General features: G+C 37.4%; 25 protein-coding genes and 1 pseudogene. 10 read left to right on the top strand and 16 right to left on the bottom strand.

The genetic code is table 11. The features are described 5' to 3' along the window. Window positions 1-11: 11 nt before the first annotated feature. From NYE63_RS13850 to cdaS, 6 genes are all read right to left on the bottom strand, one after another. Window positions 12-1,202 (bottom strand): HAMP domain-containing sensor histidine kinase, encoded by a 1,191-nt coding sequence (locus tag NYE63_RS13850; protein ID WP_342605588.1) that lies wholly within the window; start codon window positions 1,200-1,202, stop codon window positions 12-14. Between the two features lie 313 nt (window positions 1,203-1,515). Continuing rightward, complete coding sequence (locus NYE63_RS13845; RefSeq protein WP_342605587.1) at window positions 1,516-2,658, bottom strand: acyl-CoA dehydrogenase family protein; 1,143 nt, start codon at window positions 2,656-2,658, stop codon at window positions 1,516-1,518. Window positions 2,659-2,773: 115 nt separating this feature from the next. After that, window positions 2,774-4,021, bottom strand: coding sequence for a GTPase (locus NYE63_RS13840; RefSeq protein ID WP_342605586.1), 1,248 nt, complete (start codon window positions 4,019-4,021; stop codon window positions 2,774-2,776). A 117-nt stretch (window positions 4,022-4,138) separates the two neighbouring features. After that, window positions 4,139-4,891 (bottom strand): helix-turn-helix transcriptional regulator, encoded by a 753-nt coding sequence (locus NYE63_RS13835; protein WP_342605585.1) that lies wholly within the window; start codon window positions 4,889-4,891, stop codon window positions 4,139-4,141. A 240-nt stretch (window positions 4,892-5,131) separates the two neighbouring features. Continuing rightward, window positions 5,132-5,878 (bottom strand): type I methionyl aminopeptidase, encoded by a 747-nt coding sequence (gene map / locus NYE63_RS13830; protein WP_342605584.1) that lies wholly within the window; start codon window positions 5,876-5,878, stop codon window positions 5,132-5,134. 277 nt (window positions 5,879-6,155) lie between these two features. Further along, window positions 6,156-6,776, bottom strand: coding sequence for a sporulation-specific diadenylate cyclase CdaS (cdaS, locus tag NYE63_RS13825; RefSeq protein ID WP_342605583.1), 621 nt, complete (start codon window positions 6,774-6,776; stop codon window positions 6,156-6,158). A 262-nt stretch (window positions 6,777-7,038) separates the two neighbouring features. Here cdaS and NYE63_RS13820 point away from each other — a divergent pair, with 262 nt between their 5' ends. Next, window positions 7,039-7,359, top strand: a complete 321-nt coding sequence (locus tag NYE63_RS13820) for a 2Fe-2S iron-sulfur cluster-binding protein (protein WP_342605582.1) — start codon at window positions 7,039-7,041, stop codon at window positions 7,357-7,359. Window positions 7,360-7,455: 96 nt separating this feature from the next. On the opposite strand, the gene NYE63_RS13815 is transcribed toward NYE63_RS13820, so the two are convergent. Further along, window positions 7,456-7,836: a VOC family protein gene (locus NYE63_RS13815; protein ID WP_342605581.1), complete on the bottom strand. Its 381-nt coding sequence runs from the start codon at window positions 7,834-7,836 to the stop codon at window positions 7,456-7,458. Between the two features lie 195 nt (window positions 7,837-8,031). Further along, complete coding sequence (locus NYE63_RS13810) at window positions 8,032-8,523, bottom strand: hypothetical protein (protein WP_342605580.1); 492 nt, start codon at window positions 8,521-8,523, stop codon at window positions 8,032-8,034. A 168-nt stretch (window positions 8,524-8,691) separates the two neighbouring features. Here NYE63_RS13810 and NYE63_RS13805 point away from each other — a divergent pair, with 168 nt between their 5' ends. The 4 genes from NYE63_RS13805 to NYE63_RS13790 all read left to right on the top strand — a co-directional run bounded on the left by NYE63_RS13805 (window position 8,692) and on the right by NYE63_RS13790 (window position 11,332). Then, complete coding sequence (locus NYE63_RS13805) at window positions 8,692-9,159, top strand: DinB family protein (RefSeq protein ID WP_342605579.1); 468 nt, start codon at window positions 8,692-8,694, stop codon at window positions 9,157-9,159. Between the two features lie 61 nt (window positions 9,160-9,220). Continuing rightward, window positions 9,221-9,634, top strand: coding sequence for a VOC family protein (locus tag NYE63_RS13800; RefSeq protein WP_342605578.1), 414 nt, complete (start codon window positions 9,221-9,223; stop codon window positions 9,632-9,634). A gap of 412 nt (window positions 9,635-10,046) precedes the next feature. Further along, window positions 10,047-10,547: a VOC family protein gene (locus tag NYE63_RS13795; protein WP_342605577.1), complete on the top strand. Its 501-nt coding sequence runs from the start codon at window positions 10,047-10,049 to the stop codon at window positions 10,545-10,547. A gap of 233 nt (window positions 10,548-10,780) precedes the next feature. Beyond that, window positions 10,781-11,332: a DUF402 domain-containing protein gene (locus tag NYE63_RS13790; RefSeq protein ID WP_342605576.1), complete on the top strand. Its 552-nt coding sequence runs from the start codon at window positions 10,781-10,783 to the stop codon at window positions 11,330-11,332. 92 nt (window positions 11,333-11,424) lie between these two features. On the opposite strand, the gene NYE63_RS13785 is transcribed toward NYE63_RS13790, so the two are convergent. Then, window positions 11,425-12,081 (bottom strand): lysozyme family protein, encoded by a 657-nt coding sequence (locus NYE63_RS13785; protein ID WP_342605575.1) that lies wholly within the window; start codon window positions 12,079-12,081, stop codon window positions 11,425-11,427. 227 nt (window positions 12,082-12,308) lie between these two features. Here NYE63_RS13785 and NYE63_RS13780 point away from each other — a divergent pair, with 227 nt between their 5' ends. Next, the gene (locus NYE63_RS13780; protein ID WP_098372249.1) at window positions 12,309-12,464 is read left to right on the top strand and encodes a DUF4021 domain-containing protein; all 156 of its coding nucleotides are present in this window, start codon (window positions 12,309-12,311) and stop codon (window positions 12,462-12,464) included. Between the two features lie 249 nt (window positions 12,465-12,713). Here NYE63_RS13780 and NYE63_RS13775 read toward each other — a convergent pair whose 3' ends face one another. The 5 genes and pseudogenes from NYE63_RS13775 to NYE63_RS13755 form a co-directional block, all read right to left on the bottom strand. Continuing rightward, window positions 12,714-13,499 carry a glucose 1-dehydrogenase gene (locus NYE63_RS13775; protein WP_342605574.1) on the bottom strand — a complete coding sequence of 262 codons (786 nt, stop codon included), beginning with the start codon at window positions 13,497-13,499 and terminating at the stop codon, window positions 12,714-12,716. 52 nt (window positions 13,500-13,551) lie between these two features. Then, entirely contained in the window at window positions 13,552-14,304 is a 753-nt protein-coding gene (locus NYE63_RS13770) for an SDR family NAD(P)-dependent oxidoreductase (RefSeq protein WP_342605573.1), read from the bottom strand. 30 nt (window positions 14,305-14,334) lie between these two features. Continuing rightward, window positions 14,335-15,123, bottom strand: a complete 789-nt coding sequence (locus tag NYE63_RS13765) for a glucose 1-dehydrogenase (RefSeq protein WP_342605572.1) — start codon at window positions 15,121-15,123, stop codon at window positions 14,335-14,337. A 114-nt stretch (window positions 15,124-15,237) separates the two neighbouring features. Next, window positions 15,238-15,888: a GntR family transcriptional regulator gene (locus NYE63_RS13760; protein WP_342605571.1), complete on the bottom strand. Its 651-nt coding sequence runs from the start codon at window positions 15,886-15,888 to the stop codon at window positions 15,238-15,240. A 253-nt stretch (window positions 15,889-16,141) separates the two neighbouring features. Then, window positions 16,142-16,939: pseudogene (locus tag NYE63_RS13755) on the bottom strand (DUF2935 domain-containing protein). Between the two features lie 362 nt (window positions 16,940-17,301). Between NYE63_RS13755 and NYE63_RS13750 the strand changes: the two are divergent. From NYE63_RS13750 to NYE63_RS13735, 4 genes are all read left to right on the top strand, one after another. Then, a complete protein-coding gene (locus NYE63_RS13750) occupies window positions 17,302-17,940 on the top strand; it encodes an SUMF1/EgtB/PvdO family nonheme iron enzyme (protein ID WP_342605763.1) in 639 nt (212 codons plus the stop codon). A 310-nt stretch (window positions 17,941-18,250) separates the two neighbouring features. Next, window positions 18,251-18,541 (top strand): metalloregulator ArsR/SmtB family transcription factor, encoded by a 291-nt coding sequence (locus NYE63_RS13745; RefSeq protein ID WP_063233908.1) that lies wholly within the window; start codon window positions 18,251-18,253, stop codon window positions 18,539-18,541. A 75-nt stretch (window positions 18,542-18,616) separates the two neighbouring features. Then, window positions 18,617-19,936, top strand: a complete 1,320-nt coding sequence (locus NYE63_RS13740) for an MFS transporter (RefSeq protein WP_342605570.1) — start codon at window positions 18,617-18,619, stop codon at window positions 19,934-19,936. A gap of 327 nt (window positions 19,937-20,263) precedes the next feature. Continuing rightward, complete coding sequence (locus tag NYE63_RS13735; protein WP_342605569.1) at window positions 20,264-20,482, top strand: hypothetical protein; 219 nt, start codon at window positions 20,264-20,266, stop codon at window positions 20,480-20,482. Between the two features lie 10 nt (window positions 20,483-20,492). Here the strand turns inward: NYE63_RS13735 and NYE63_RS13730 are convergent, their stop codons facing one another. Next, the gene (locus NYE63_RS13730) at window positions 20,493-22,022 is read right to left on the bottom strand and encodes a histidine kinase N-terminal 7TM domain-containing protein (RefSeq protein ID WP_342605568.1); all 1,530 of its coding nucleotides are present in this window, start codon (window positions 22,020-22,022) and stop codon (window positions 20,493-20,495) included. 272 nt (window positions 22,023-22,294) lie between these two features. After that, entirely contained in the window at window positions 22,295-24,094 is a 1,800-nt protein-coding gene (locus NYE63_RS13725) for a S9 family peptidase (protein WP_342605762.1), read from the bottom strand. Window positions 24,095-24,216: the final 122 nt, after the last annotated feature.

Below are 24,216 nucleotides of genomic sequence, written 5' to 3'. Positions count from 1 at the left end.
TTACACTAAACTCAAATAGGCTCGTTTCCATGTATGGGCAGGTTAATAGAGAAACATGTCCCTTTCCCTTGTACACTTGAAACATGTACCGTTCCATCCATGCTTTTGATAACGCTATATGAAACCATCATGCCTAATCCCGTCCCTTTATTTTTTGTCGTGAAGTAAGGTTCACCTAAACGGTATATTTGTTCCTGTGTCATCCCAATTCCCTGATCTTGGATCTTAATTTGGATGGTGGAGGCAAGACGAATTAAATGTATGTATATTTCTCCATCATGGTGCATCGATTCTATCCCATTCTTTAAGATATTGAACAAGCACTGCTGGAATTTCTTCCTTTCCCCCATGATATAATAAGCTCCATCTTCGAATAGGGATAACTTCAATTCTGTTCCATTATTGTTTGCCAACGGTTTTATGCTGTTCACGACATGCTGAATTTCCTCGGATACCCTTAATCGCTCTGTGTTTTCAGGGCTTATGGCAGCAAACGTCAAATAATCATTAATGACATCCGTGGCCCGATCTAATTCCTTCAGTGCAATATTTGCATATTCGACCTTTGTATTGGGAGACACGTCTTCGCTTAACATTTGAATATATCCCCTGGTAACAGTAAGGGGATTTCTGACTTCATGTGATATGCTTGCAGCCAGATGACTAACGATCTGCAATTTTTCCGCTTTCACTAATTTTTCGAGAACCTGAAAATTAGTGAGGATGACCTCCCATAGTATGATTACAACAACGATTCCTATGACTTGGATCGTGAAGTATTGTTTCCATAGACTTATGCCGATAGTAAGTTCAAATACTTCTGTTGAAATAAACTGTGTGAGAATTTGAACAATAAAGATTAATGATATACCGATGAGGATTTTTTTACTTACAGACATTTTCAGATAATATTTAGATATAAAAAACAGGGAAACTCCAATTAGCGGAAAAGTGATGCATGATATATAAAATCCATTTTCCCCCCCTGATAAATAGCGAATAACAAGAGTAATGACTATTAAGAAGATTCCTAAACGGTAGCCTCCATACAAACCCCCTAAAAGAAAAGGGATCCATCTAAGATCCCAAACAAAATCCTCTTCTATAACCACAGGAAACAGCATGCATAGAACAAGTGAAAGAATAGGGAAAATCGATAGGAACGATCCTTTTAATGCATCTAAACGGTATACGTATTTCACAAGATAGCTCATTTGCAATAAAAAAATCGGAAAAAGGATAATTAAAAAGTTAATCAGTAAATCTTTGGTCATAAGATTCATTTTCACACCGAACTTTCGATATTTTTCGAAGATTTAGACAGGTATTTAAATAATAACAAGATAAAGAATGATAAGCTAGTAAAATTAACATGCGGGACTAAAAAAAGAGTAAGCTAAAGCATAGAGGGCCAAACAAATAAAGCGGATAATTCAGGGTTATTAAAAGAACAGGAAAAAACACTGAAATGACGAAGTCATTTCAGTGTCAAAAGAAAAATACCCGAATACGAACTTAATAAAGAGCTGACTTTGCGAGCATGGTGATTGTTGCATCATCCATCGGAGGATTATGAAGTCCTGCGCGTACATCCCTATAGAAGCGTTGCAGTGGATTATTTCGTTGTAAGCTTTTGGCTCCGACGACTCTCATCGCCTTATCGACGATGGAAATCGATTTGTTGACGACCGATAACTTAACAGCCCCCAATTGCTTCGATAATTCATCATGATCTTCAGGGTGCCGCACCCATTTTTCCGCGACAGAGTAGAGGAAATGGTGTGCTTCGCCCAATTCCAGTTCCATCTCCCCGATTGTCCGTTGAACATTCGGAATGTCCCTGATTGGTCCTGGTAAGCTATTGGGAGAATAGGTTTTCGCAAATTCTACTGCGTAATTTCTAGCAGCCACTGCAATTCCCAAGTAGCAAGCAGGTATATGTAATAGCCACGCTTCGGGTTTTCTTTTCTCACCAGGATTGCTTTTCATGACATAATACTTTTCAGGCAGGCTGACATCATTTAACACCAAATCATGACTTCCTGTCCCCTGCATGGAAATCATATCCCAAGTTTCTTCTATACTTACCCCCATTACATCACGATGAACTAAAAATGTGCCTAGCTGCTCATCCTCGGGTACCCATGCCGTTACTAGAAAAATATCAAGGACGGGAGAGAGTGTAGTAAAAGTCTTTCTGCCATTCAAAATCCACTGTTGACCCTGTTTGATAGCGATCGTTTCCGGACGGCCTCCGCGCGTCGGACTACCTGTTCCAGCTTCAGAAGCTGCTGTGTTGATGAGGGCGCCTTTCGACACTTCATCAAACAATTCATTCATGACTCCTTTTTCCCATGGTCTCTTCTCCGTTAAGGATAGGACCGTTCCGACATGCCAGCCTATTCCTAAGGCTGTTGGGCCACAATGTTGAGCTATTTTTTCTTGGCATAGGAGAAAATCATATAAGGAACCCCCATATCCGCCATTTTCTTTTGCTAACGTTAATTGGGGATATCCGAATTCCTTTAACTCCTGAATGTTTTCAAAAGGAAAACCCCTTGAATCATCAAGTGCTTCAGATCGGCCGGAAAAGGACTGAATCGCTTCCTCCAATTTTTGTATATATTCTTTTTGCCTCTGTGATTGAAAAAACGACATGAAGATCATCCCTCCTGTAGTAAACAAAATGCTGAACCATCCAGCAGCAGAAACAGAACTGCGAACTCCACTTTATCATATCACCTTAGTGTAGTTTATGGTTTGAATCTGCCCATTAAGAGTCAATGTCTTCATTTTTATATTCTTTGTTCGCGTTCTTGTAAGCTTCCTTCGCCTGATCGATATCTTTGTTTTCGAGGAAGTAAGCTATCGCTGCTTGCCCGATTCCATATGTGACGGCGCCTGCTACTGCACCGGAAACGGCTAGACCAGCTCCTGGGATGAATCGTACTGCAGCCCTGACACCTTCCCTGACAAGGAGACCGATTCCAACATTGATCCCTAATGCCGCAATGAATTCACTTGCCGTTTTTGTATTAATTTCTTTATCCGCGATAAAACCAATCACTACAATCATCAAACCTTGAATGCCGGTCAAAATGGGGAAATCGGCAAAAGGTATTGGTTCTGCACCGATTAAACCGGCGATTGCCGTAAACGTTCCCACTATCTTCCGCGCGAATTTCTTCTTAACGAATTGGCTCTGCATCGCTTTGGCGGTCTTCAGCTTGGCTTCACTGGGTAAGGCCTCGATCAAATAATCAGAAAGCAAATCTATGTTCCAACGCATATCATATTCAATATTTCCGCTTTCATCAAAATCAATATAAGAACAAATAGGAATGATGTTCAAAAGTGGTATTTCACTCTCTTTAAATCGTTTTGACATCAAAGTGATGGCTTCATCAATATTCTGCTTTTTCTTGGGATTGGCATCAAATGGTGCTTGTTTATAATGTGGTGGATCTAATTCATCCACTTGGGTGACCACACAGATGACGGGTACATCATAATGGTGATTCTCTTTAACGATTTTGCGCAGCTTTTTCAATTCCTGTAAATCTTCTTCAACCCTTGAATCCGTTTCTTTTGCTTTAATCAAGAAAAGAAACACATCAGGCTGTTCTTCGGTTACCGCTTTTTTTAATTCATCCATTGGTGTTTCTTCTTCGAATTCTTCCGTAGGAGCTTCACTCTCACCCAGCCCGCGTGAATCCAGTAAGCGAATTTTGGGCTCGGAATCACTCGGGTACCATAGCCATTTTCCCTTACCCGTTCCAGATTTAACGGAACTGACATATTGCCGTTCCTGCCCAAACATCGCATTGATCAGTGATGACTTTCCGGACCCTCGCCTTCCGACAAGTGCAATTCGCGGTTCCCTCGCATCAACTGTCATCGTTTTAAGTTTTAAGAGCTGGTCGAGCATTTTGTTCTTTTTTGCCTGTGAAATGGGCAGCTTATCTACCTGTCCTTTAATGAAACTGAATATGCTTCCCATTTCATCGTGTTTTTCCACCATCACTCATTCCCCCTTGTTAAGAAGTGTTTTAAGTAACATTTACCCTTGAACAATTCAATTTAAGCATGTAACTTCATTCTCCTTGCAAAATTAAGGGGCTCCATTTCTTAGATTCATTTAACTCTTTTCTTTTAAGAACATAACGACACTGGCCATGTATTTTTGGATTTCCTGGACTTGAAAGGCGGCAGAATCCGCTATCTGTTTGTAATGATGCTGTCCTTCATCAGTAATTCGTAAATATCTTTTAGTTCGTTTTTCACTTTCCCACCTGCCGACAAGAAGGCCGTTCTCTTCCATTTCATGAGATAAATCGTATAAATAGCCGTTTGAAGCGATCCAACCGAAATGATTTTTAAGCAGATCGCCAATTTCCCCCATGTAAATGGGCTTCTTAGTGAAAGCGGCTTTTAAAGTTATATAACGGACAAGGTCCTTCACCGATATTATTTTCGAGAAATACGACCTGTATTCTTCAGGAAGCTCATTAAGAACAGGTGGGTTTTCACCAGAACCCCTTAGATCGAACATGAAGCGATCAATGACCTTTTTCACTTCGGAAAACCGTTCCAGGAAATTTTCTTGGTACCATATGTAAAGCTCTTTGCCTTTTTCAGTAATTTGATAGTAATTTCTGCCCTTATTCGTATATAGTGATAGATGGTTGGATTCGACTAGCGTATTGGATATTTTACATAAATAGTCATAGCTATGCACTTTTCCAGTGAACGTATTTTTTAGATCTTGATGAATAGCCCTTGGATAATTCGCTTTTATTCTCAAAGAGTGGAGTAAAAAAATCGTTAAAAATTCCCGCTGGCTCAACCCAACCGTTTCAACTGTTGCAGACAGTTTCTCCCCTTTCTTCACTGTCAAAACCCCCTTTATATACTGTTTATAAAACACATAATTAAATATTTCTTCCTTCCCCTTATTATCCTGTGCTGCCACATAATAGTAAAGTTTTTAATGCCTAACTACCTAGTACTAATTTTTCGAATTCGATTTATTGTGAGGCGAATTAATTCAGAATATTCTGTCGAGGTTTATTCTGAAATAGCTTAACAAAAAGAAGAAACGGCCTTATCATGGGCCGTTTCTTCTTTTTGTTTACTGTTCCGTTAAAATGATCGGATTTTCTTTTGTAATGACGAGGGTATGTTCATATTGGGCCGAAAGCTTTCCATCTGCCGTTCTTGCCGTCCAGCCGTCTTGGTCCATTTTCATATGCCATGTTCCTGCATTCAACATTGGCTCGATCGTGATGACCATACCTTCTTTTAGACGGGCACCTTTACCTGGCTTACCATAATGTAGGACAGTTGGGTCCTCGTGCATGGTTTTACCGATTCCGTGTCCTGTAAAATCGCGAACAACAGAAAACTTTTCACCTTCTGCATATGACTGGATTGCGTGCCCGATGTCCCCGAGACGATTTCCTGCCCGTGCAACTTCGATGCCTCTATATAAAGCATTCTTGGTTACATCCATTAAACGCTGAGCTTCATCTGAAACTTCACCGACTGCATATGTCCAAGCTGAATCCGCCAAACCGCCGTTAAGGTTCACCACCATATCAATCGTAACGATGTCTCCCTCTTTTAGGGCTTTCTTTTGCGGAAAGCCGTGACAAATAACATCATTTACTGATGCACACGTTGCATATTTATAGCCGTTATAGCCCTTTTGTTCAGGTGTAGCACCATGCTCTGCCAAGTACTTATCGACAAATTCTTCGATTTCCCAAGTCGTGATGCCCGGTTTTATCATTTTTGCGATTTCTCTATGCGTCGCAGCAAGAAGTTTGCCCGCTTCATGCATCAAATTTATTTCTCGTTCACTTTTAATGGTTATCATTTAAAATCCTCTTTCGTTTTATAACTTTTCTGATTGAAACTCCTTATTTATCATATGCCTTTTTTTATATAAAAAGCAACCAAAAACCCGGTAAAAATCACCGGGTTAATTAATTCATGACCTTTTATGTACCTGTAATTCTGAGAAAATAAGCTTTTGAATTTTAAAAGTGATAAAAATGGAAGTCAACGTTTCCGTTTTTTTACACAATTGAATTTCCGGTTGTGAATTACCTAGAACATTAAAATTACCATGGGACTTAATTGTCTTAAAAATTCTATATAGGCCCATGAGCATTAATTGGGTAAAGGTTCCCATTAAATGCAAATGAAACTCTTCCTGTTTCCTCTGATACGACTAATACAAGGGCATCACTACGTTCAGATAAACCTAAAGCAGAGCGATGGCGTGTTCCAAGTTTTTTTCCCCCTGTTGATCTGTCTGAAAGCGGAAGGACATTTGCTGCGGAAACAATCTGATTTTGACTAACCAATACGGCACCATCATGTAGTGGATTTCCAGGAAAAAAAATTGATTCCAATAAGGAATGGGTTAATTCAGCTCCTATTGGGATACCTGGTTGAATCAAAGTATCAAGTGGATCTCCCCGTTGAATCACTATCAACCCGCCATGTCTCAAATTTGATAAATTTTGTACGCAAATTGATAATTCGGGATATTTGTCCGTAAACGGTGACAAATAACAGTTCAAATAAAATGTTGCTGCTTTCATATCGATGTATACGAATTTATCCTTTATTTTCTCGAAATTTCCAAGGAGACAATAATTTTCATCACCCATTGCTTCTAAGTTATCCTGTAATGCCGATATTACTTGCCGTATATCCTCTTTTAACATTTGTTTCATTGGTGAAAAATCACAATTGCCATTATTCACAGGCATGCACCTCCCTTATATTATTAGACTCTCTTTTTTCAATAAATCTTAATTGGCATGCTTATTTTCCCTAGCTCTATTTAAGCCTTGTTAAATTTATAATTATGAATGTACTTAAAGTTTGTCTTCACGATAATTAATTATTCATCTTTACTATCAATTAATAATGACTTCACATTTTTTTATGTCATATGGACAAGGTAAGAGAATAGATATGTTAATGGCCTATTGAAAGATATCCTATAATAAGAGGTGGTATTAGATGCCTTATGTAACAGTATTTGACCAAGGAACGTTTGAAGTTGAAATGGGAAAAAAGTTAGTATTAGCATTGGAAGATAACGGTGTAAATATTCTCCACCGGTGTGGCGGGAAGGCTAAATGTACAACTTGCAGAGTTGAAATATTAGCAGGTGATTTTTTGGAGGTCACACATAAAGAAAAAAAGATGTGTGAGGAAAAAGGAATGGAGGATCATTTGCGTTTATCTTGTCAAATTTACGTGAATGGAGACATAACAATCCGGCCGATCAAGACAGTTGAGAACTCTGGAATTCCTGCTGGACCAAGGCCTGCAGACTAAATAGTTTCATGTCGTAGTTTAAACAAAAAACATCAAAACGACTAAAAATAGTTTTTCTAGTCGTTTTGATGTTTTTTTAATCTTTAACTAAAAGAGTTACTTCTTTTCCATAACCGCAAAGTAATTATCTTCATTATCAGCAAAATTGAAGACTCTTCCAGATGGCATATTTACAAGTTCTCCCACTTTGATATTCTTCTCTGAAAAGTCTTTATATAATTCATCAAGATTATCGGAGTAAAACATTAACGAAGGTGTATTAAGATTTAATTCAGGCTGCATTTTAGCAATGAATTCCTTATTATGCAGGATGATACTCGTTTGTGCTTCCTTTGTTGGGGCTATTTCAATCCATCTTAGTCCTTGGCCGTTATCTTCTTCAGAAATTACGCTAAAACCGAATTTTTCCGTCCAAAATTTCAATGACTCGTCTTGGTTATTTACATATAACATAATTTGACCGACGTTATTTATCATTTGCTTTTCTCCCTTTCTGTTGATTCCGTTATTAATGATATCGTTTACGTATAAGCATATTATTGGTTGGAAATATATTACTAATATAATCGTATAATAAATGCAAGATTTAATCAATATTTACCATAATTCCATTCTCCAATTTAGTGAGGGTTTTTGAAATCTACACAATTGCTTAAGGAAAGCAGATATCTCTTACGAATTTTGCTTAATTATTTCTTCTGCATATTCCAAGAAATTTGTATGTTTCGAATTACCTTCCAGAAATTGCGCAACCACGGATAATGGTAAGATAACAATATCTTTCTTTTTGGAATAAAGAACCGTCTCTGTTTTTATACCCCTATGCACCCCATCAAGTGTCGAAGAAAAATGATATACAGAATCATATTCATACCATTTATAATCTTGATTTATATCCCTTTTTATAACTTCACCAATATAGGCACCTATCCTTATCACAAAATTATCAAAATGATACTTTAAAAGTTCACTACCCATGTAAGTTGTACTTAATCTTTTCGTATAAGCATCTATATAGCGAATGCTTTCCATAGTGAAATCTAAATTTCTCTTTGTTAGGTTCTCTTGATCCCAAGTATCTTTTGACACATCCTGATACATTAATTTCGCAATGCCTTTTAAATCGTTTTTTATTAATTTTGATCTATTTAAGGAACCGAACATATGACATTTCCCCTTTATAAATTATCTTATGGTTAATTATACATAGTAATAGGGATTGCCCCAGTGTTTAAATTAATAAAGCTGTGCAATCTTTATATACAGAAATTTGCAGGACTTTTCGATTTTCCCCAGAACTTCTATACAGAGTATTTCTCAAAGGAGAGTGAAATGATGGTTCTATCGAAAGAGGGTTTGTTAAATATATTAGAAGGCAACAGGAGATTGACGATCCGGGTGGTTGAAGCCTTTCCTGAAGAGGAATTATTTCACTATACACCGGCCGGGAAGCTTCGCCCTTTCGCAGAGATGGTTAAAGAAATCATGAACATTGAGACTGGATATATGCGTGGGATTGCACTTAGTGTTTGGGAGTATCCAGATTCGTTTGCTGGAATTTCTACCAAAGAGGAACTAGTTTCAGCATGCGAGGCAGTAAGGGATGATACTAGGAAACTGTGGGAGGAAATAACCGAGGAAACACTTGGAGTGGTGGAAAAGGATCCCTTTTTCGGTCCCTCACAAAGCCACTTTGATAGACTTCAATATGCTTTGGAAAATGAGATCCATCATAGGGGACAGGGTTATATCTATCTTAGAGCGCTCGGAATTGAACCACCGGAATTTTTCGTCAGGTAATAATGAAACATTATGTCATTATAAACTTTTAGCAACAAATAAAAAAATAGGAGTGAGATAAATGTCAGTTGATGCATATCTTAATTTTAATGGGAATTGTCGAGAAGCAGTAGAGTTCTACGCAGAGGTTTTTGGAACGGAACAACCTAATATCATGACTTTTGGGGAAACACCGCCTAATCCGGAATTTACCCTACCAGAAGAAGCGAAGGATTTAGTCATGCATTCAAGGCTAAATATTAATGGAAGCAATATCATGTTTTCAGATACTTTTCCTGGTATGCCTTTTGTTGAAGGAAACAATATCAGCCTGGCATATGTCAGTAATGATGTGGATGAAATTAAATCGATCTTTAACAAACTAAGTGAAGGCGGATCGATTGGTCTAGAGCTCCAAGAAACATTCTGGAGTAAAATTTACGGTCAGTTAACCGATAAATTCGGAATCAAATGGCAATTTAACTTCGAGAGCTGAGAAATGAACATGACCCTTTATTGATTCACCTTCAATTTGGATATAGGACTTTTCACTGGTGAAAAGTTTCTATATCCTTTTTAAATTTCCATCACCAGGAGGCAAAGATACTGTAACTAGCATAGCATAATAATTTTTCGTTAACCCTTAGAGGTGGGATGCTATATAAAGGTCATTTCAATTAAGGGAATTAGTTAAATATGGGTTGTGAAAAATGAATACACAAAACGGTTCATGGCTTCACACTAGCCCTTACATAACTTTCTTGGTTCCTGATAAATGGTGTATAGTAATAGGGTACATTCAAGATATTTAATCTTATCGAAAAATCCGCATTTCCTGATACTCCTAATAGCAGAAGGATTTTAGTTATCAAAAACCTGCTAAATATGTAAACCGAAAAGGAGAAATTATGAAAAACAAAATTCAAAAAATCACAACCAACTTGTGGTTTGATACACAAGCTGAAGAGGCGTCTAAATTCTACACTTCAATCTTTGAAAATTCTAAGATCGGTAGGATCACTCGCTATGGAAATGAAGGAAATCAAATCCACGGGAAGCAAGAGGGGTCAGTGATGACCGTGGAATTTGAATTGGAAGGACAAGCATTCGTAGCATTGAATGGCGGTCCTCAATTCAAATTCACAGAGGCAATATCATTTATCATCAATTGCGAGGATCAAGAAGATGTGGATTATTATTGGGAAAAACTTTCCGAAGGCGGAGACGAAAAAGCGCAAGTGTGCGGTTGGCTGAAAGATCGATTTGGTGTGTCATGGCAAATTGTCCCTGCGGAACTAACCGAGATGGTAAACGACGCCAATCCTGAAAAATCGGAAAAAGTTATGAAAGCGTTGCTTCAAATGAAGAAAATTGACATAAAAACTTTAAAGCAAGTGTATAAAGGATAGGTCCAAGAAACAACTATCTTGTAAGTTGTGTTTATTCCAGAAGTGTACGATATTGAAGTAAATAAAGCCTAGTTTCTCGTTATTGTAGGTGTGAAATTAGGTTTTAATATTTGAATTTCCTTAAAGCTGTTAATCCCCCATTTCCCTGGCGAGCCCTCTATTAGAAAAGACAAACCTTATTAAGTATAATGAAATAAATGATCTAGATAGTTTTTAAGGGAGAAATAGAAACGATGGACAATATATTTACACCAGCACTACAGCGTGGCGATGAAATAATAGAAAGAAAAATCTGCTATGACTCCTTAGTTGTGGAATATAACTGTTTGCTGTTAAAAGCACAAAATCAACATGTCGTACTTTTTCATGAAATCATGGATTCGTTTACGATGAAAGCGGGTCCAATAAAACTAACCATTCCTATAGGCAGTTATACGATTGCTCATTATTGGAAAGACCGTCCTTATAATTTATACATTTGGAGAGATAACGAAGGGAATTATTTAGGATCCTATTTTAATATTGTAAGAAATACATATATGGCGGATACGTTGGTATCCTTTGAGGATTTGATCATTGATATTTTGGTACTTCCAGACGGGGACTACTTTATTTTAGACGAGGAAGAGTTACCTGTGCCATTAGAGCAATTTGAGAGTGGTTTTGTTAATCAAGCCCTAAACTCTTTACTTGATTCCATTGATATTCTTCTTTCCCAAATCATTACAGAATCCGAGAAACTCTATAAACATACCTACCTCCTTCCGTGGTTGAACAACAAATGACATTGGTTTTGATACTTTGAACTCCACAAAAGTGAAACCTTTAGCATGAACAAAAAAAGCCTACTTCATTCAGCAGGCTTTTTTGTTCTCCCTCACTCACCATCAGCTTGAGCCGATATACTGTCGGCAAGCTCCTCAATGTTCTTAGATACCTTCGCACTGTATGAGTAATCACCGTAGCAATATGGGTATCGAAAATTCTCTTTGTCTCCGCCGCAATCATAAAGGGTAGGGTTTTTTTCGACCTGAAGCATGGAAAACTTCTTCGCAAGCTCCTCAGTATGCTTGCCCCCTTTATTCGCAACGAAATCAATATAACCAATTCCCATGTTATATGCTTGAATGATCGTGGCAAAATCCACGTCCTTTTCATTGCCATATTCATTGATTCTCTTAAAATGTTTCACTCCATACTTAATGCTTTCCGTTGGATCTGTGATTGTATTTGGATCAAGACCCGCTGACTCAGATGCCTGCATTGGGTCACCGCCCCGTCCTCGGCTTTCCTGCTGCATCAAAGCAATCAATGTCGAAGTATGCTCCTCAAGCCCGTATTTAGCCAACTCGTCTCTGAGAAGTGAACTATACTTTTTCACGTTCGCAAAAGAATCAAGCGTATTTACCGATGTGGAAACATTTTCGGAATAGGGGGTTTTCATGATCTCCTTAATGAGCAAAAATGCAAAAAACAGGATAAAAATGACAAAAATATTCTTTGATTTCTTACGTTTCTTACGTTTTTTCTTCACATTCTCTCTCCGTTATCTCTAAGTTATATATTTATATCTTAACAAATAGTAAGAGTTATAACTATTTAGAATACCAATTAAATGTTCTTGAAAATAAGATTACTAGTAATGAATTAGTATTTTATGTTTAACTCTTAACTTAAACGCAAGAAAACTTAAAAATACCTGGTCACTCAGCGTATGTTTTTTCGGATAATGAGACACCATATTGTGTGGAGGTGATATGTATGGATAGGAAGAATGATAAAGAAGAAATCCTTGATGATAAAAAGAAAAAAAATAGAAATGAGTTTGGGGCAGATCCTGATGAACAAGAAATGAATGGTCTGTATGGTATGCTGGAAACTGAATATGAAGATAAGCTTCATGATAAAGAAAAATAACGATTGGTTTCTTGAAATTTTGTTAAGCGCCTTGTATGGCGTTTTTTTAATGAGTTCATCTGTTTTGAGTTCTTGAATCTATTCTAAAGGTTCGCATTTAGGCTATAAACTGATTTTTTACATAAGCAAAAAAAACGAAAACCCAGAAAGTCTTCGTTTTTATCAAATCCAAAAATGTTTTGGTCTCTAACACCATAAAGGATACGATTAAAAAGGGAGTGACCTAATACTGGCACTCCCTTTACTTAATTAGTATTGTGATGATTGTCCGCCATCAATCGGAATGACTACCCCGTTGATGAACTCTGATTCCCCTGATAATAAGAAAGCGACTAAACGGCCGACTTCTTCAGGTTTACCAAAGCGTTTCTTAGGATTCACACTGACGAAATCCGCCATTGCTTCTTCCCAATTCTCCCCGCCTATTTGCCTGAATGAACCTTCTACCATCGCTGTTAAAATTACTCCTGGTGCAATGGCATTTATGCTGATTCCATATTGACCATATTCTATGGCAGCTGTTTTTGTTAAACCTGCTACAGCATGTTTACTCGCAACGTACGCACTTTGGTTAAGAACAGCACGAATTCCACCTACAGAAGCCACATTCACCACTGCCCCTGATCCTTGTTCTTTCATGATTGGCAGAATGTATTTCATACCATAGAATACACCATTGATATTGATGTCTGTTACTTTGTTGAAAACTTCGCTATCGTATTCAGCCATAGGGGCCTGTTTACCTTCGATACCCGCATTATTATAGAATCCATCGACTCTACCATATTTGTTGACTGTTTGGTCTACATAGTTCTTTACTGCTTCTTCATCCGATACATCTGCAGTGATCAGAAGCACGTCCGATTTTGGAGCAATTTCTAAGATCAATTTTTTTGTCTCTTCCAAAGATGCATCGTTTAAATCAACTAATGAAAGTTTAGCTCCTTCTTTAGCCATTTCCAATGCGGCTGCTTGCCCTAAACCTGATCCTGCCCCAGTAATGATTACAACTTTGCCATCAAATCGATTGCTCATATGTCAAAACTCCCCTTTTAAGTTATATCGAAAATCTATTTGATTATAGTGATTACCCTTTAAAGCTTAAGAATCCATCATCAACAGGAATGACTTGTCCATTAATGGCATCCGCTTTTTCAGAGAACAAGAACGTTACAACTTCAGCAACTTTTTCTGGCTGAATCAATTTTTTCCTCATATGAAGTTGTGCCAAACTGTCTAGGAATTCTTGATCATCACCAATGATCGGTGTTTCGATAAAACCTGGTGCCACACCGACAACACGAATCCCATATTGCGCAAGTTCAATTGCTCCAGATTTAGTCATGGCGATGACTGCAGCTTTTGCAGCATGGTAATTAAAGCTGCCAATTGAAACCATCGTCCCATATATTGAGGCCGTATTAACGATCGTTGCGCCAGTTACACCAAGCTCCACCATCTTCCGTGCTGCATAATACATGCCATAATAAACGCCGTGTTGGTCAACATCAACAACTCTGTGGTAAGACTCAGGATCCATCTCTAAAAATGGTTTTACTAGTCCAATTCCAGCGTTATTGAAAATGCCATTGATGGTGCCATGATTGGCAATTGCAGCTTCGACCATTGCTTCCACTTCTTCCGCTTTAGCTACATCCACTTTCACAAAAGAAGCCATTCCTCCCTTTTGTTGAATAGATTCAGCCGTTTCTTTAGCGGCAATATCATTGTAATCAGCCGCTACGACAATAGCTCCCTGTTCAGCTAATTTAAATGCTGTTTCCTTTCCAATTCCACTGCCTGCACCTGTAATTATTATGACTTTTCCTTTCAAACTCATATATTCGTCCCCCTATAATTTTTTTACTTATCAGATTAAAATGGCTCCCCCGTCAATTACAAGTTCTTGACCCGTAATATGGCTGGAAAGATCTGATACTAAGTACATCATTAGATTTGCAATTTCCTGCGGCTCAGCATACCGGCCATCCGGAGTCGTTGCTTCCAACTGTTTTCTAGCCGTTTCAGCTGCCGCGGAATCACCTTGACCAAATCCGCTTTCAATCGACCGCATCATAGCCGTGTTGACGACACCTGGGCAGACTGCATTCACCCGGACACCATGGGGAGCAACTTCGACACCAGCAGTTTTCGTGATTCCAAGAACCGCATGTTTACTTGCGCCATACGCCACCATGTTTGGCGTTGCCAGTAAACCAGCTCCAGAAGCTGTATTCACGACCGCCCCGCTTTTTTGTTCAATCATATGGGGCAATACATGTTTCAAGCCCAAGAAAATGCCGCGTACATTTATTGACATTAATTGATCGAAAACCTCAGTAGGATAATCGACAAGCGGCAATATTTTGCCTTCCCATCCTGCATTATTCAAGAAAATATCGATTTTGCCGTAAGAATCTATCGTTTTTTGAACATAAGTTTTTATATCGTCTTCCTTTGTAACATCGGCTTTAACAAATTTCGCTTCGCCGCCTTTTTCTTTGATTTCATTTACCGTTAACATGCCAGCTTCTTCAGAAAGATCTACAACAACCACTTTGGCTCCATTTTCTGAAAGTGTTATGGAAGCTGCTCGGCCGATACCCCCGCCGCCACCGGTAACAATTGCTACTTTTTCTGTAAAATCAAATGCTTGCATAATATTTCTCCCCTTCTCCCTTTGATCTTGGTGATGTAATTCTTGTTTGAATACGATTACATCATAACAATTTTTATGTCGATTGTCGACAATTTGGTTTTAGAGTCCAAGACTCTACATCACTCCACGATTCAAAGCTTCATGAATTTCATTTTTTGCTTTAACGAAATCGTCTTCGAGAATGGCCTCAACAGACATTTTTAATCTGAAATGGAAATTTTCCATCGTTTCTGTATTCCATTGACTTTGGGCAAAAACCATGAGGATATGACTGGCTTCCTCAAAAAATCTTGATAATGCCTTGTTACTAGCGATTGAAAAAATGTATCGAAATATCTGTTCAGCTTTTTTTTGATACTCCATTACATTACTTTTTTCACACTCATCCGTTGCAATTCCCAAATGTTTTCGTAATGATTGCTTGTTTTCCGCGTTCCATTTCCCTTGGGAAAATTCTATGCCCATCTGAATCAGCCCGATTGCAACATCATTATACTCAATGATTTCCTTTTGTGAAAATGGCTTGACGATCGTTCCCCGCCTCGGTATTCTCTCAACAATACCGTCAACCTGCAATAGATAAAGGGCTTCGCGAACTGGTGCACGGCTCGTATTCAATTCTTTGGAAATATCTTCTTCGACGATTTTCTCTCCAGCTTCTATTTCCCCTTCAATGATTTTTTTTAAAATGTGTTTAGCGATTTGTTGTGGTAACGATTCTCCAAAATAAATGCCATCCGTCAAATTGGAAGTATTTCCAAACATCTTTCAGCACTCCTATACTTCTATAATTAATTTTAGTTCTTTTAGTATAACATACGGATAGGAATTAACTTCCTTTAAAAATTTCAACCCACATTATTAACTAATAAGAAAACCAAATTAACCGATATGGAAAAAGCTTAAAAAGACTTGATGACCAAACATTTCTAGAGGAGTTATACATATCCTACTATTCTGTAGTTAAATTCAATATATAAAGAGCCCCTTTTATAGAAAGGGCTCCATGGTGTAATTTTTACTCCATTAGCCTAGGTTTCGCTGGATCGCAGTTTGGCCTTTCTGAGTCTGTCGATTCAGCGAGTTTCGTTAAATAATAACATTCTTCCCGCCACATATGAACGGCTATTAATGGCGAAAGCGTTCCAAGAGCCTGCGCACTGAGGTCAAGTTCCTCCAATTCAAGCAGAAAGTGCTGAAAAAATTTCATTTCTAATGCAACATCATCATTCATTTTTTCCAATGCGGGGAATGTTGACAGATTGGTCCGTAAATATCCAGCCATTTCAACCGCTTTTAAATAAAAATCATTAAAATGTTTTTTATAATGGTCACTTTTCTCCTTTAATCTTTTTTCAACTTCATCCATATTGGATGATATTGCACTTGCATGCCCAGCTGCATCTAAAAGCCAAATCAAATGATGATGAAGTTCATGGAAAACAGGCGGCATTTGATTTGAATTGAAGTATTTCAATAATCTTAAATATTCTTCTAATTCGTTTACCATATGATTTATGAATGAAGGTGAAAGATGTATTTTTATTTTACCTACCAGATGTTCTTTAATTAGGCTTAGCTTAAACTCTCGAAATCTTAATGCCTCTTCTTCTGCCATGGCAGTAAGTTGCAAAATCTCTTCCGAATTCGCTTTACCAAGGAGAGTATCAAAAATTTGAATGAATTCTGAGGCAATTTCAATGTTCTCCACTTCAATCGGAGCTAAAGACTCATGGATGAACCTGGCATGGTCTCCTAAGATTTGCAGCCAAAACCGATGCTCGAATCTTGCTGTTTACTCCAAAAACTCGTTCATCGCTCTCCTCCATAAAATAAGTTAACATAACCTCACTTATAATTTGTATTCCTAAACCTACAAACTTATTTATATAAATTGAATGGTGACGTAACGAAGCTTATACTTGACCCTTTACCCGCATGAATGTTCATAGACAGAGAAAACCTGATTGTTGAAAAAATTCCCGTCTACTCCTAAGTGAGTCAAATGTGTGCATACCTTCTTCAAAAACGATCGTTTTAGTACTTATTTAACTCCAATACAAACATAATATTTGTATTGATTTAACGGTTCTGGTCGTGGTAAAATTTGGTAAAATGTATTTTTTTTTGGAGGAAGGTAGATTGTCAAAGGAAATATTGAGTTACATTGATTATCCAATGGTGAAAATTCAAGGGGGAGAAATACAATTAAGGGACGATAGAATTAACAGCAAATGGAAAGCTGAAATAAGTCCGTTCCTACTTGCCCGTTATCCTGTTACTACGGATCTCTACTATACTATTACAAACAAATCACCTAATTCTTTTGATCGAGATCTAGAACCTGTTGTGAATGTTTCTTGGAATGATGCTATTTCTTTTTGTAATCTACTTTCACAGAAAGCTGGACTGAGAGAGTCTTATTCTATTAATGGTGAAAACATTGTTTGTGATTGGGAATCGAACGGTTTTCGACTCCCTTCAGAAGCAGAATGGCAATATGCATGTAAAGCCGGAACTGCTGGTTATAGATACGGAGAGCTGAATAAGATTGCCTGGTATAGCGAAAATTCAGGGGGCATAATACATGAAGTAGGAAAGAAGGAAGCGAATCCATGGGGGCTGCATGATATGTTAGGGAATGTTTGGGAATGGTGTTGGGATTTATATGATGAACAAGTGTATGGCACCTACCGTATTTTTCGAGGAGGTAGCTGGGCTGAAGATGCCAGGGGTTGTGGAGCTTCATGTCGTCGGCGCAGCCATCCGACATTTTGCATAGACGACCTAGGATTCCGTCTTGCCCGGTCTTTTTAACTTCAGTAAGCCAACTTCATTCAAGGTTTTACAGTTTTACTAACGGATAACAGGAGTGAAAACACAGAGACCAAGCTGCATGTCTTTGTTTATGGGATAAATAAAGAGTGGGTTCATTCCACATAAACTGTACCCTTTGTAATGGAAAATTATAAAAAAAGGCTAGGCTGACTTAAGAAGGTGATCTCTGCATTGAACAGGTGTCATCTTTTTTAAGTCCAACTGGTATCTAGAGTGGTTGTATTACGTCATATTTTATTTTTATTTTTTGATGCTTGACTTAATGATAATCCACAATTATCATAGTTCTATGACTATCAAACAATTTAATTCAGATGAACAACGTGTAAAAATTTTTAAAGCCTTGGCGGAAGTAAAGCGAATTGAAATCCTTCGTTATCTTTATCATGATAAAAATAAACATACTTGCGGAGATATTGAAGAATCACTCGGAATGAATAAGTCCAACCGTTCATACCATCTTAAGATACTGGGGGAAGCTGGCTTAATTGATGTAAAACGACATGGACAATATAAATTCATTACAATAAATGAGGATATTTTTCACGAATTACTACCGGGTTTTTTGGCAACTCTTTAAGAGAGGGCTAAAAAACCATTATTTTCGATTAATTGTTTGAAAGTTTTAGAACTATCAAATAAAGAGGTGTGAATTTTGAATACAGAGAAAAGTAATCAATCAAAAGTGTTAGTTTTAACATTATGTTTTTTAGTTATATTGGGTGTTATGAACGCTATTCTATTCAATGTAGCCTTAGTAAACATTTCAATGGATTTATCCATAAGTACGTCCCAGGTCAGCTGGATTGTAGTGGGATATTCGATGGTTGTTGCAATAGGCTCCATGGTATATGGGAAATTGGCTGATTATATTAGTATTAAAAAGCTGTTTATTATAGCCATTTTATTATTAAGTTTAGGATCAATCATAGGTTTTAGTAATCAAACTTTTTCAATTATTATTCTTGCAAGGCTAATACAAGCAAGTGGTGGGGCTGCTTTTATTGCACTTTCCATGGTTACAGTGGCAAAAATGGTGGAATTAACTAAACGCCCGACAGCTTTAGCCATGATTAGTGCGTCTATCGCGTTGGCTGTTGGAATTGGTCCATTAGTAGGCGGAGCGATTACCAATTTAATCGGCTGGCCTTTTCTATTCTTAACTATGGTGGTTAGTATTATCGGGATAGGATTGCTTCTAAAGTTCATGCCTAAGGAAGAGATTAATCCTTCTTCATTTCATTTTGATTTTATTGGTGCTGGATTGTTATTTGCATTAATTGCTTCTACTTTATTAGGAGTAAATATAAATAAAATGCTGTTTATTCTTTCAATCGTGCTCTTGATCTTATTTAAGGTTCGGATGACAAAATCAAAACATCCTCTCATTGATATAGAGCTATTTAAAAATAATACATTTATACGCGTTATTACGATTGGTTTTATTATTAATGTGGGATTGATGGCAAATTTATTTCTTCTTCCTGTGTTGTTAGCGAAAAGAAATGGATTATCACCATTTTCAATCGGTATCATAGTGTTTATTGCATCTTTATTTAGCATTTTATCTAGTTTTGTAACAGGAAAAATACTCCCGACAATTGGGAATATTAAAATGATTTATATATCGACTATCGTAATGATTATTGGCTTTTTCATGCTGGCTTTAATTCCAAATCCGAATGTAATTATTCTGTCAATCGCATTAATTTTAACATTGATGAGTTATTCCGCCATCCAAGTGTCATTAAATACACTTGTTCCACAAACTTTAAATCCAGCTAAGATCGGAGTAGGTCTCGGCTTATATAACTTATTAAATTTTGTAGGTATGGCATTGGGTCCAGCGGCTTCAAGTAAAATCATGGAACTAACTAACAGTTATAGCTTAAATTTCATTTTAATTGCTCTCTTGATTTCTGGACATTTCTTATTATTGTATAGGCTCCCTTCAGTTCAACAAAAGGCAGCATAACTAATGAAAATGCAATGTCGAAATTGCTTATCGTACAAAACTTCAAAAAAATGTTTGTGGCAACTCTTTTTAATAATGGTAACCAATAACAGATGCTTTTACGAAGTAACTAAAGCCCAATATCTCGTTTACAACATCGAGATATTGGACTTATTTTATTTGGATATTCTTAACATTGTAAATCTATATTTTCCTGACGTTACCCCATGAAGGAAACTCGGCTTTTATATTGATGCAACCTAAAATGTTTTTTGGAATCCGGATCTGAGTATAATGTTTTCTGCCACCATTAAATGGACGAATGTATACACGGTTCGGAGTAGTCCGGTGTATGATTCCTTGATGAGCGGTTCCTCTACTTGGTCTTTCAACACCTTGCCTGCATTAATAGTAAAAAATAGGGAATTTATTATGTTTTATGGAACCTTTGGCTCTAGCTTCAAAAAGCACGTTGATTTTTCCGTTTTTAAATGTATAGAGATTTCTGGAATTAATTATGAATACAATGAAAAAAACCTAGAACAAGTTCAAGGTTTAAAGGGATGATCTAATAATCTTAGGCGATGATCTGTACACAATTTCGGCCATTCTTCTTTGCGGCATATAAGGCTTGGTCGGCCCGTCGCATCGATGTTTTGATGGAATGGACTCGGTCACCAGCTTCAATTAATGCATGAGTCACCCCGAAACTGCAGGTAACGGAAATCTTCTCTTCATTTACAAGTGCAATATTTTCAGAAACCTTTTCCCTTATAATATCGGCCAACTCATATGCAGAGGGTAAAGCGGTATTCGGCAAACAAATGATAAATTCTTCACCGCCATAACGCCCCAATAAATCTCCTTCCCGAATGTGTTCCTTTGCAGTATTTGCAACAAGCGTTATGACCGCATCCCCTGCTTCATGTCCAAAAGTATCATTTACATTTTTGAAATGATCGATATCAAACATGATGACTGAAACACTGCCACCTTCCAAGCTTAATAGATCAAATATCATTTCCGATTTTTTGATGAAAAATGTTCTATTCAATATTTGAGTTAATCCATCCAAGCTGGCAAGTTGTTTCAGCTTTTCCAGCATGAGCACTCTTTCAGTTACGTCGGCGAAGGTAATGATCTGTCCGATAGGCAAGTTACTTTTGTTGAACACAGGTGAAAAACCAATATGGTAATGTACCATATTACCATTTAGGCTGCAATTAAAATCACTGTCTTGCTTAAGGTCGATTATTTCCCTAAGATGATGATTCCCATTTAACACACTTGTAATCGATTTACCTATGGAATGTTCATCCAACATGGGTATGACTTTGCGCATTCCATGGTTATAGTCAACAATCAAACCCTGTTGATTTAAAACGATGACACCTTCTTTCATACTTTCAAAGACAGTTTCCCGAGCAATCGGTGCTACATTGAACATTTGAAAAGTCAAAAGTGCCGCACCATGAAAGATAAACGTGATACTCATGGATACAGGACCAAGATCGATACCATATGAGCTTAATCCATTTATATAATAGTAATCTGCCAATATAGGAATAATAAGACCTGCCACCATCATTGATATTTGCATCCTGAATCTGAATGAGGATTTTTTCACCTGCTTTAGCAATATGATTATACTTAACATGACACATAAAAAAAGGAAAAGGGAGTGGACGTAAAACCAAGGGCCGCCCACCAGTTTAATTATTGGAAAAGGACTATCGCTTCTCAATCCCATTGATTTGTAATAAAAGTGATGAAGGTCATTGATGAAAGGTATGATGAAGAGTGCATATTTCCACACCTTATTAATTCTATGCCCTACATATTCAATACACATCAACAAAAGGAATACTGGGATGAATGGTAAGGCCAAGTACTCGACCCTTAACCAGAATATGATTTGTTCTAAAGATGTACTGGAAAGTTCGAAAGCATAGGAAAAAGTAAAAATGGAAGACAATAGTGTCACGAGAATATAGGGTTTTGCTCCAGGTGCATCCTTGATCTTTAACTGTGTAAATAAACACAGGAACAAGCTTAAAGCACCTGCCATTATAACAACGAGTATGTATGACAATAATTCCCGTGGCAATGCGAATCAACTCCGTTTAACAAAAAAATACTTTTTTCGTATATTATATAGTGCTTTATGACTAGATGATTAGAGTTTATTCTGGGAATTCTAAATTTGAAATGGCAGGATTTTATAAACACGCCATATTGGGAAGTTATTTACTAGCTCCCCAAACCGCCAAACCTAAAATGACATCCAGTTTTCAAACATAAAAACCCTGCTTCATCACTTTGAATGTGAGTGGCAGGGTTTCTAATTCAATTGTAAATAAACGAAGTTTTAGATGCGGATTATACCTTCTCTGTTACTGCTGTGAATCGCTTTAAGAATGTGAGTATTTTTTGATAGACGGCAATTTCATTTTCTTTTTTGGAAAATCCATGTCCTTCATCATCTAAAAGCATATAATCGACATCTCTTCCTTTATCCTTCAACGCTTGAACGATTTGATCCGATTCCTCTTTGACTACACGGGGATCATTCGCTCCTTGAATGACAAGCATTGGCTTTATCATGGATTCCAAATAGGTGATAGGAGAATACTCGATTAGTTTTTCTTTATCTTTTTCGGGATTTCCTACCCACTGATCCATGACTGGCTTCCATTCTTCTGGAACGGAATTGATAAATGAGAATAGATCGGATGGGCCGAAAATATCGACAACCGCCTTGAAATAATCCGCGTGTCGTCCGTGCAGCAGAAGTGCCATATACCCTCCGAAGCTTCCTCCCATCAATAGAATGTTACCTTTTTGTGCATGCCCTTGGTCTATCAGCCAATCAAGGCCCGCTACATTATCAAGTCGTGGTCCATTTCCCCAATCTCCCTCTACCATTTTCATGAATTCCAATCCATAACCAGTAGAACCGCGGAAGTTTGGTGCAAAAATACTGTAGCCGTGATTCAGGAAAAATTGAAATGAAGCTCTAAAGGACTTCCGTTCCGCCGCTTGAGGTCCTCCATGAGGCCAAAAAATGACTTCACCATTATCATTTTCCTTTTTTGCCCTAAAAAATAACGATTCGATCTCCAGTCCATCAAAGGAAGGGAATGTAATGATAACCGGTTCAACCAGATCATTAGAATCGACGCCAGGAACAGTATATTTAGTTAATGATACCCACTCATCACCTGATTTTTTATAGATATTGTGAGGCTTGGTTGCGCTCATGCCAAATAAGTAAAGCGTTCCTGATGCAGCTACTTCAAGTTTATTAATGACGCTGCATGGCACGGGGATATTTCTCCAATCTTCATTTTGCAGATTGAATTCATATAATTGATCTTCTACACCCTTTTGACTGGTTATATATAATAGTTGATTTTCTTTACTAAATTTAATGGCAGTAAAACTCTCATTCTCCAATTCTTTAACTTTACAGAATTTGTTTGTTTCAAGGTTATATGAAGCCAAATAGGTAAAGTCCGAATCATAATCAGTCAATAAATATATTATCGAATCGGAAACAAAAACACCATCATTCACTGTGTGTTGTTTCTCAGTGGGCGGAGTGAGCAGGATATCTTCGTTCCCTTTCTTTGCATAGAGAAGAGTATATGTATTAGCAAAGTGTTTATAGTAAAGTAAGGTTTCTTCATCAGGGCTGAAGCCAAATAAATAGGTCGCTGCATCCTTCCCCTCCAGTACCAGCCTTTCCTGTCCTGATTCTAAATCTAAACAATAGGAATTTAGAAAGGAAGGATTTCCTCTAGATGTCGTGTAATAGAGCTTTTTACTGTCATTCGATAATTTTGGCATGAAATTACGTGTATTTTCATGATGGACGATTTCCTTCATTGTCCCGCCATTCAAAGGAACCCCGTAAAACTGGGTATTTTCATTACCGTCTTGATCGAACCCAGCAATTATAAACCGGCTCTTCTTATCATATATCAGTGCTTGGCAGCTTTGATCAATGGATGTAAGCGGATAAGGAAAGGAGTTGGGCAAATCCATTCCCCATAAATTATACTTGCCGCTCAGATTCGTACTGAAAACCAGATGTTTTTCATCTGGACTTACAGCAAAATCAGCAATGGAAAAGGTTCGTAAAAATTGCTCAACATCAGGTTTTGGAAAAGTGATCATCATTAACAACCCCTCACATTTATAATATAATGAAAAATCTGTAATTAATTATACCATATTTTTCCTTGTGACAGCAGGTAAAATGAAATCTGGAAAATCACGATCGCCATTTCTTAAAAAAT

Source organism: Peribacillus sp. FSL E2-0159 (assembly GCF_038643155.1).
GTDB lineage: Bacteria > Bacillota > Bacilli > Bacillales > DSM-1321 > Peribacillus > Peribacillus simplex.
Note: the sequence above shows the minus strand (reverse complement) of the source record. Positions and strands in the feature narration are given on the sequence as shown.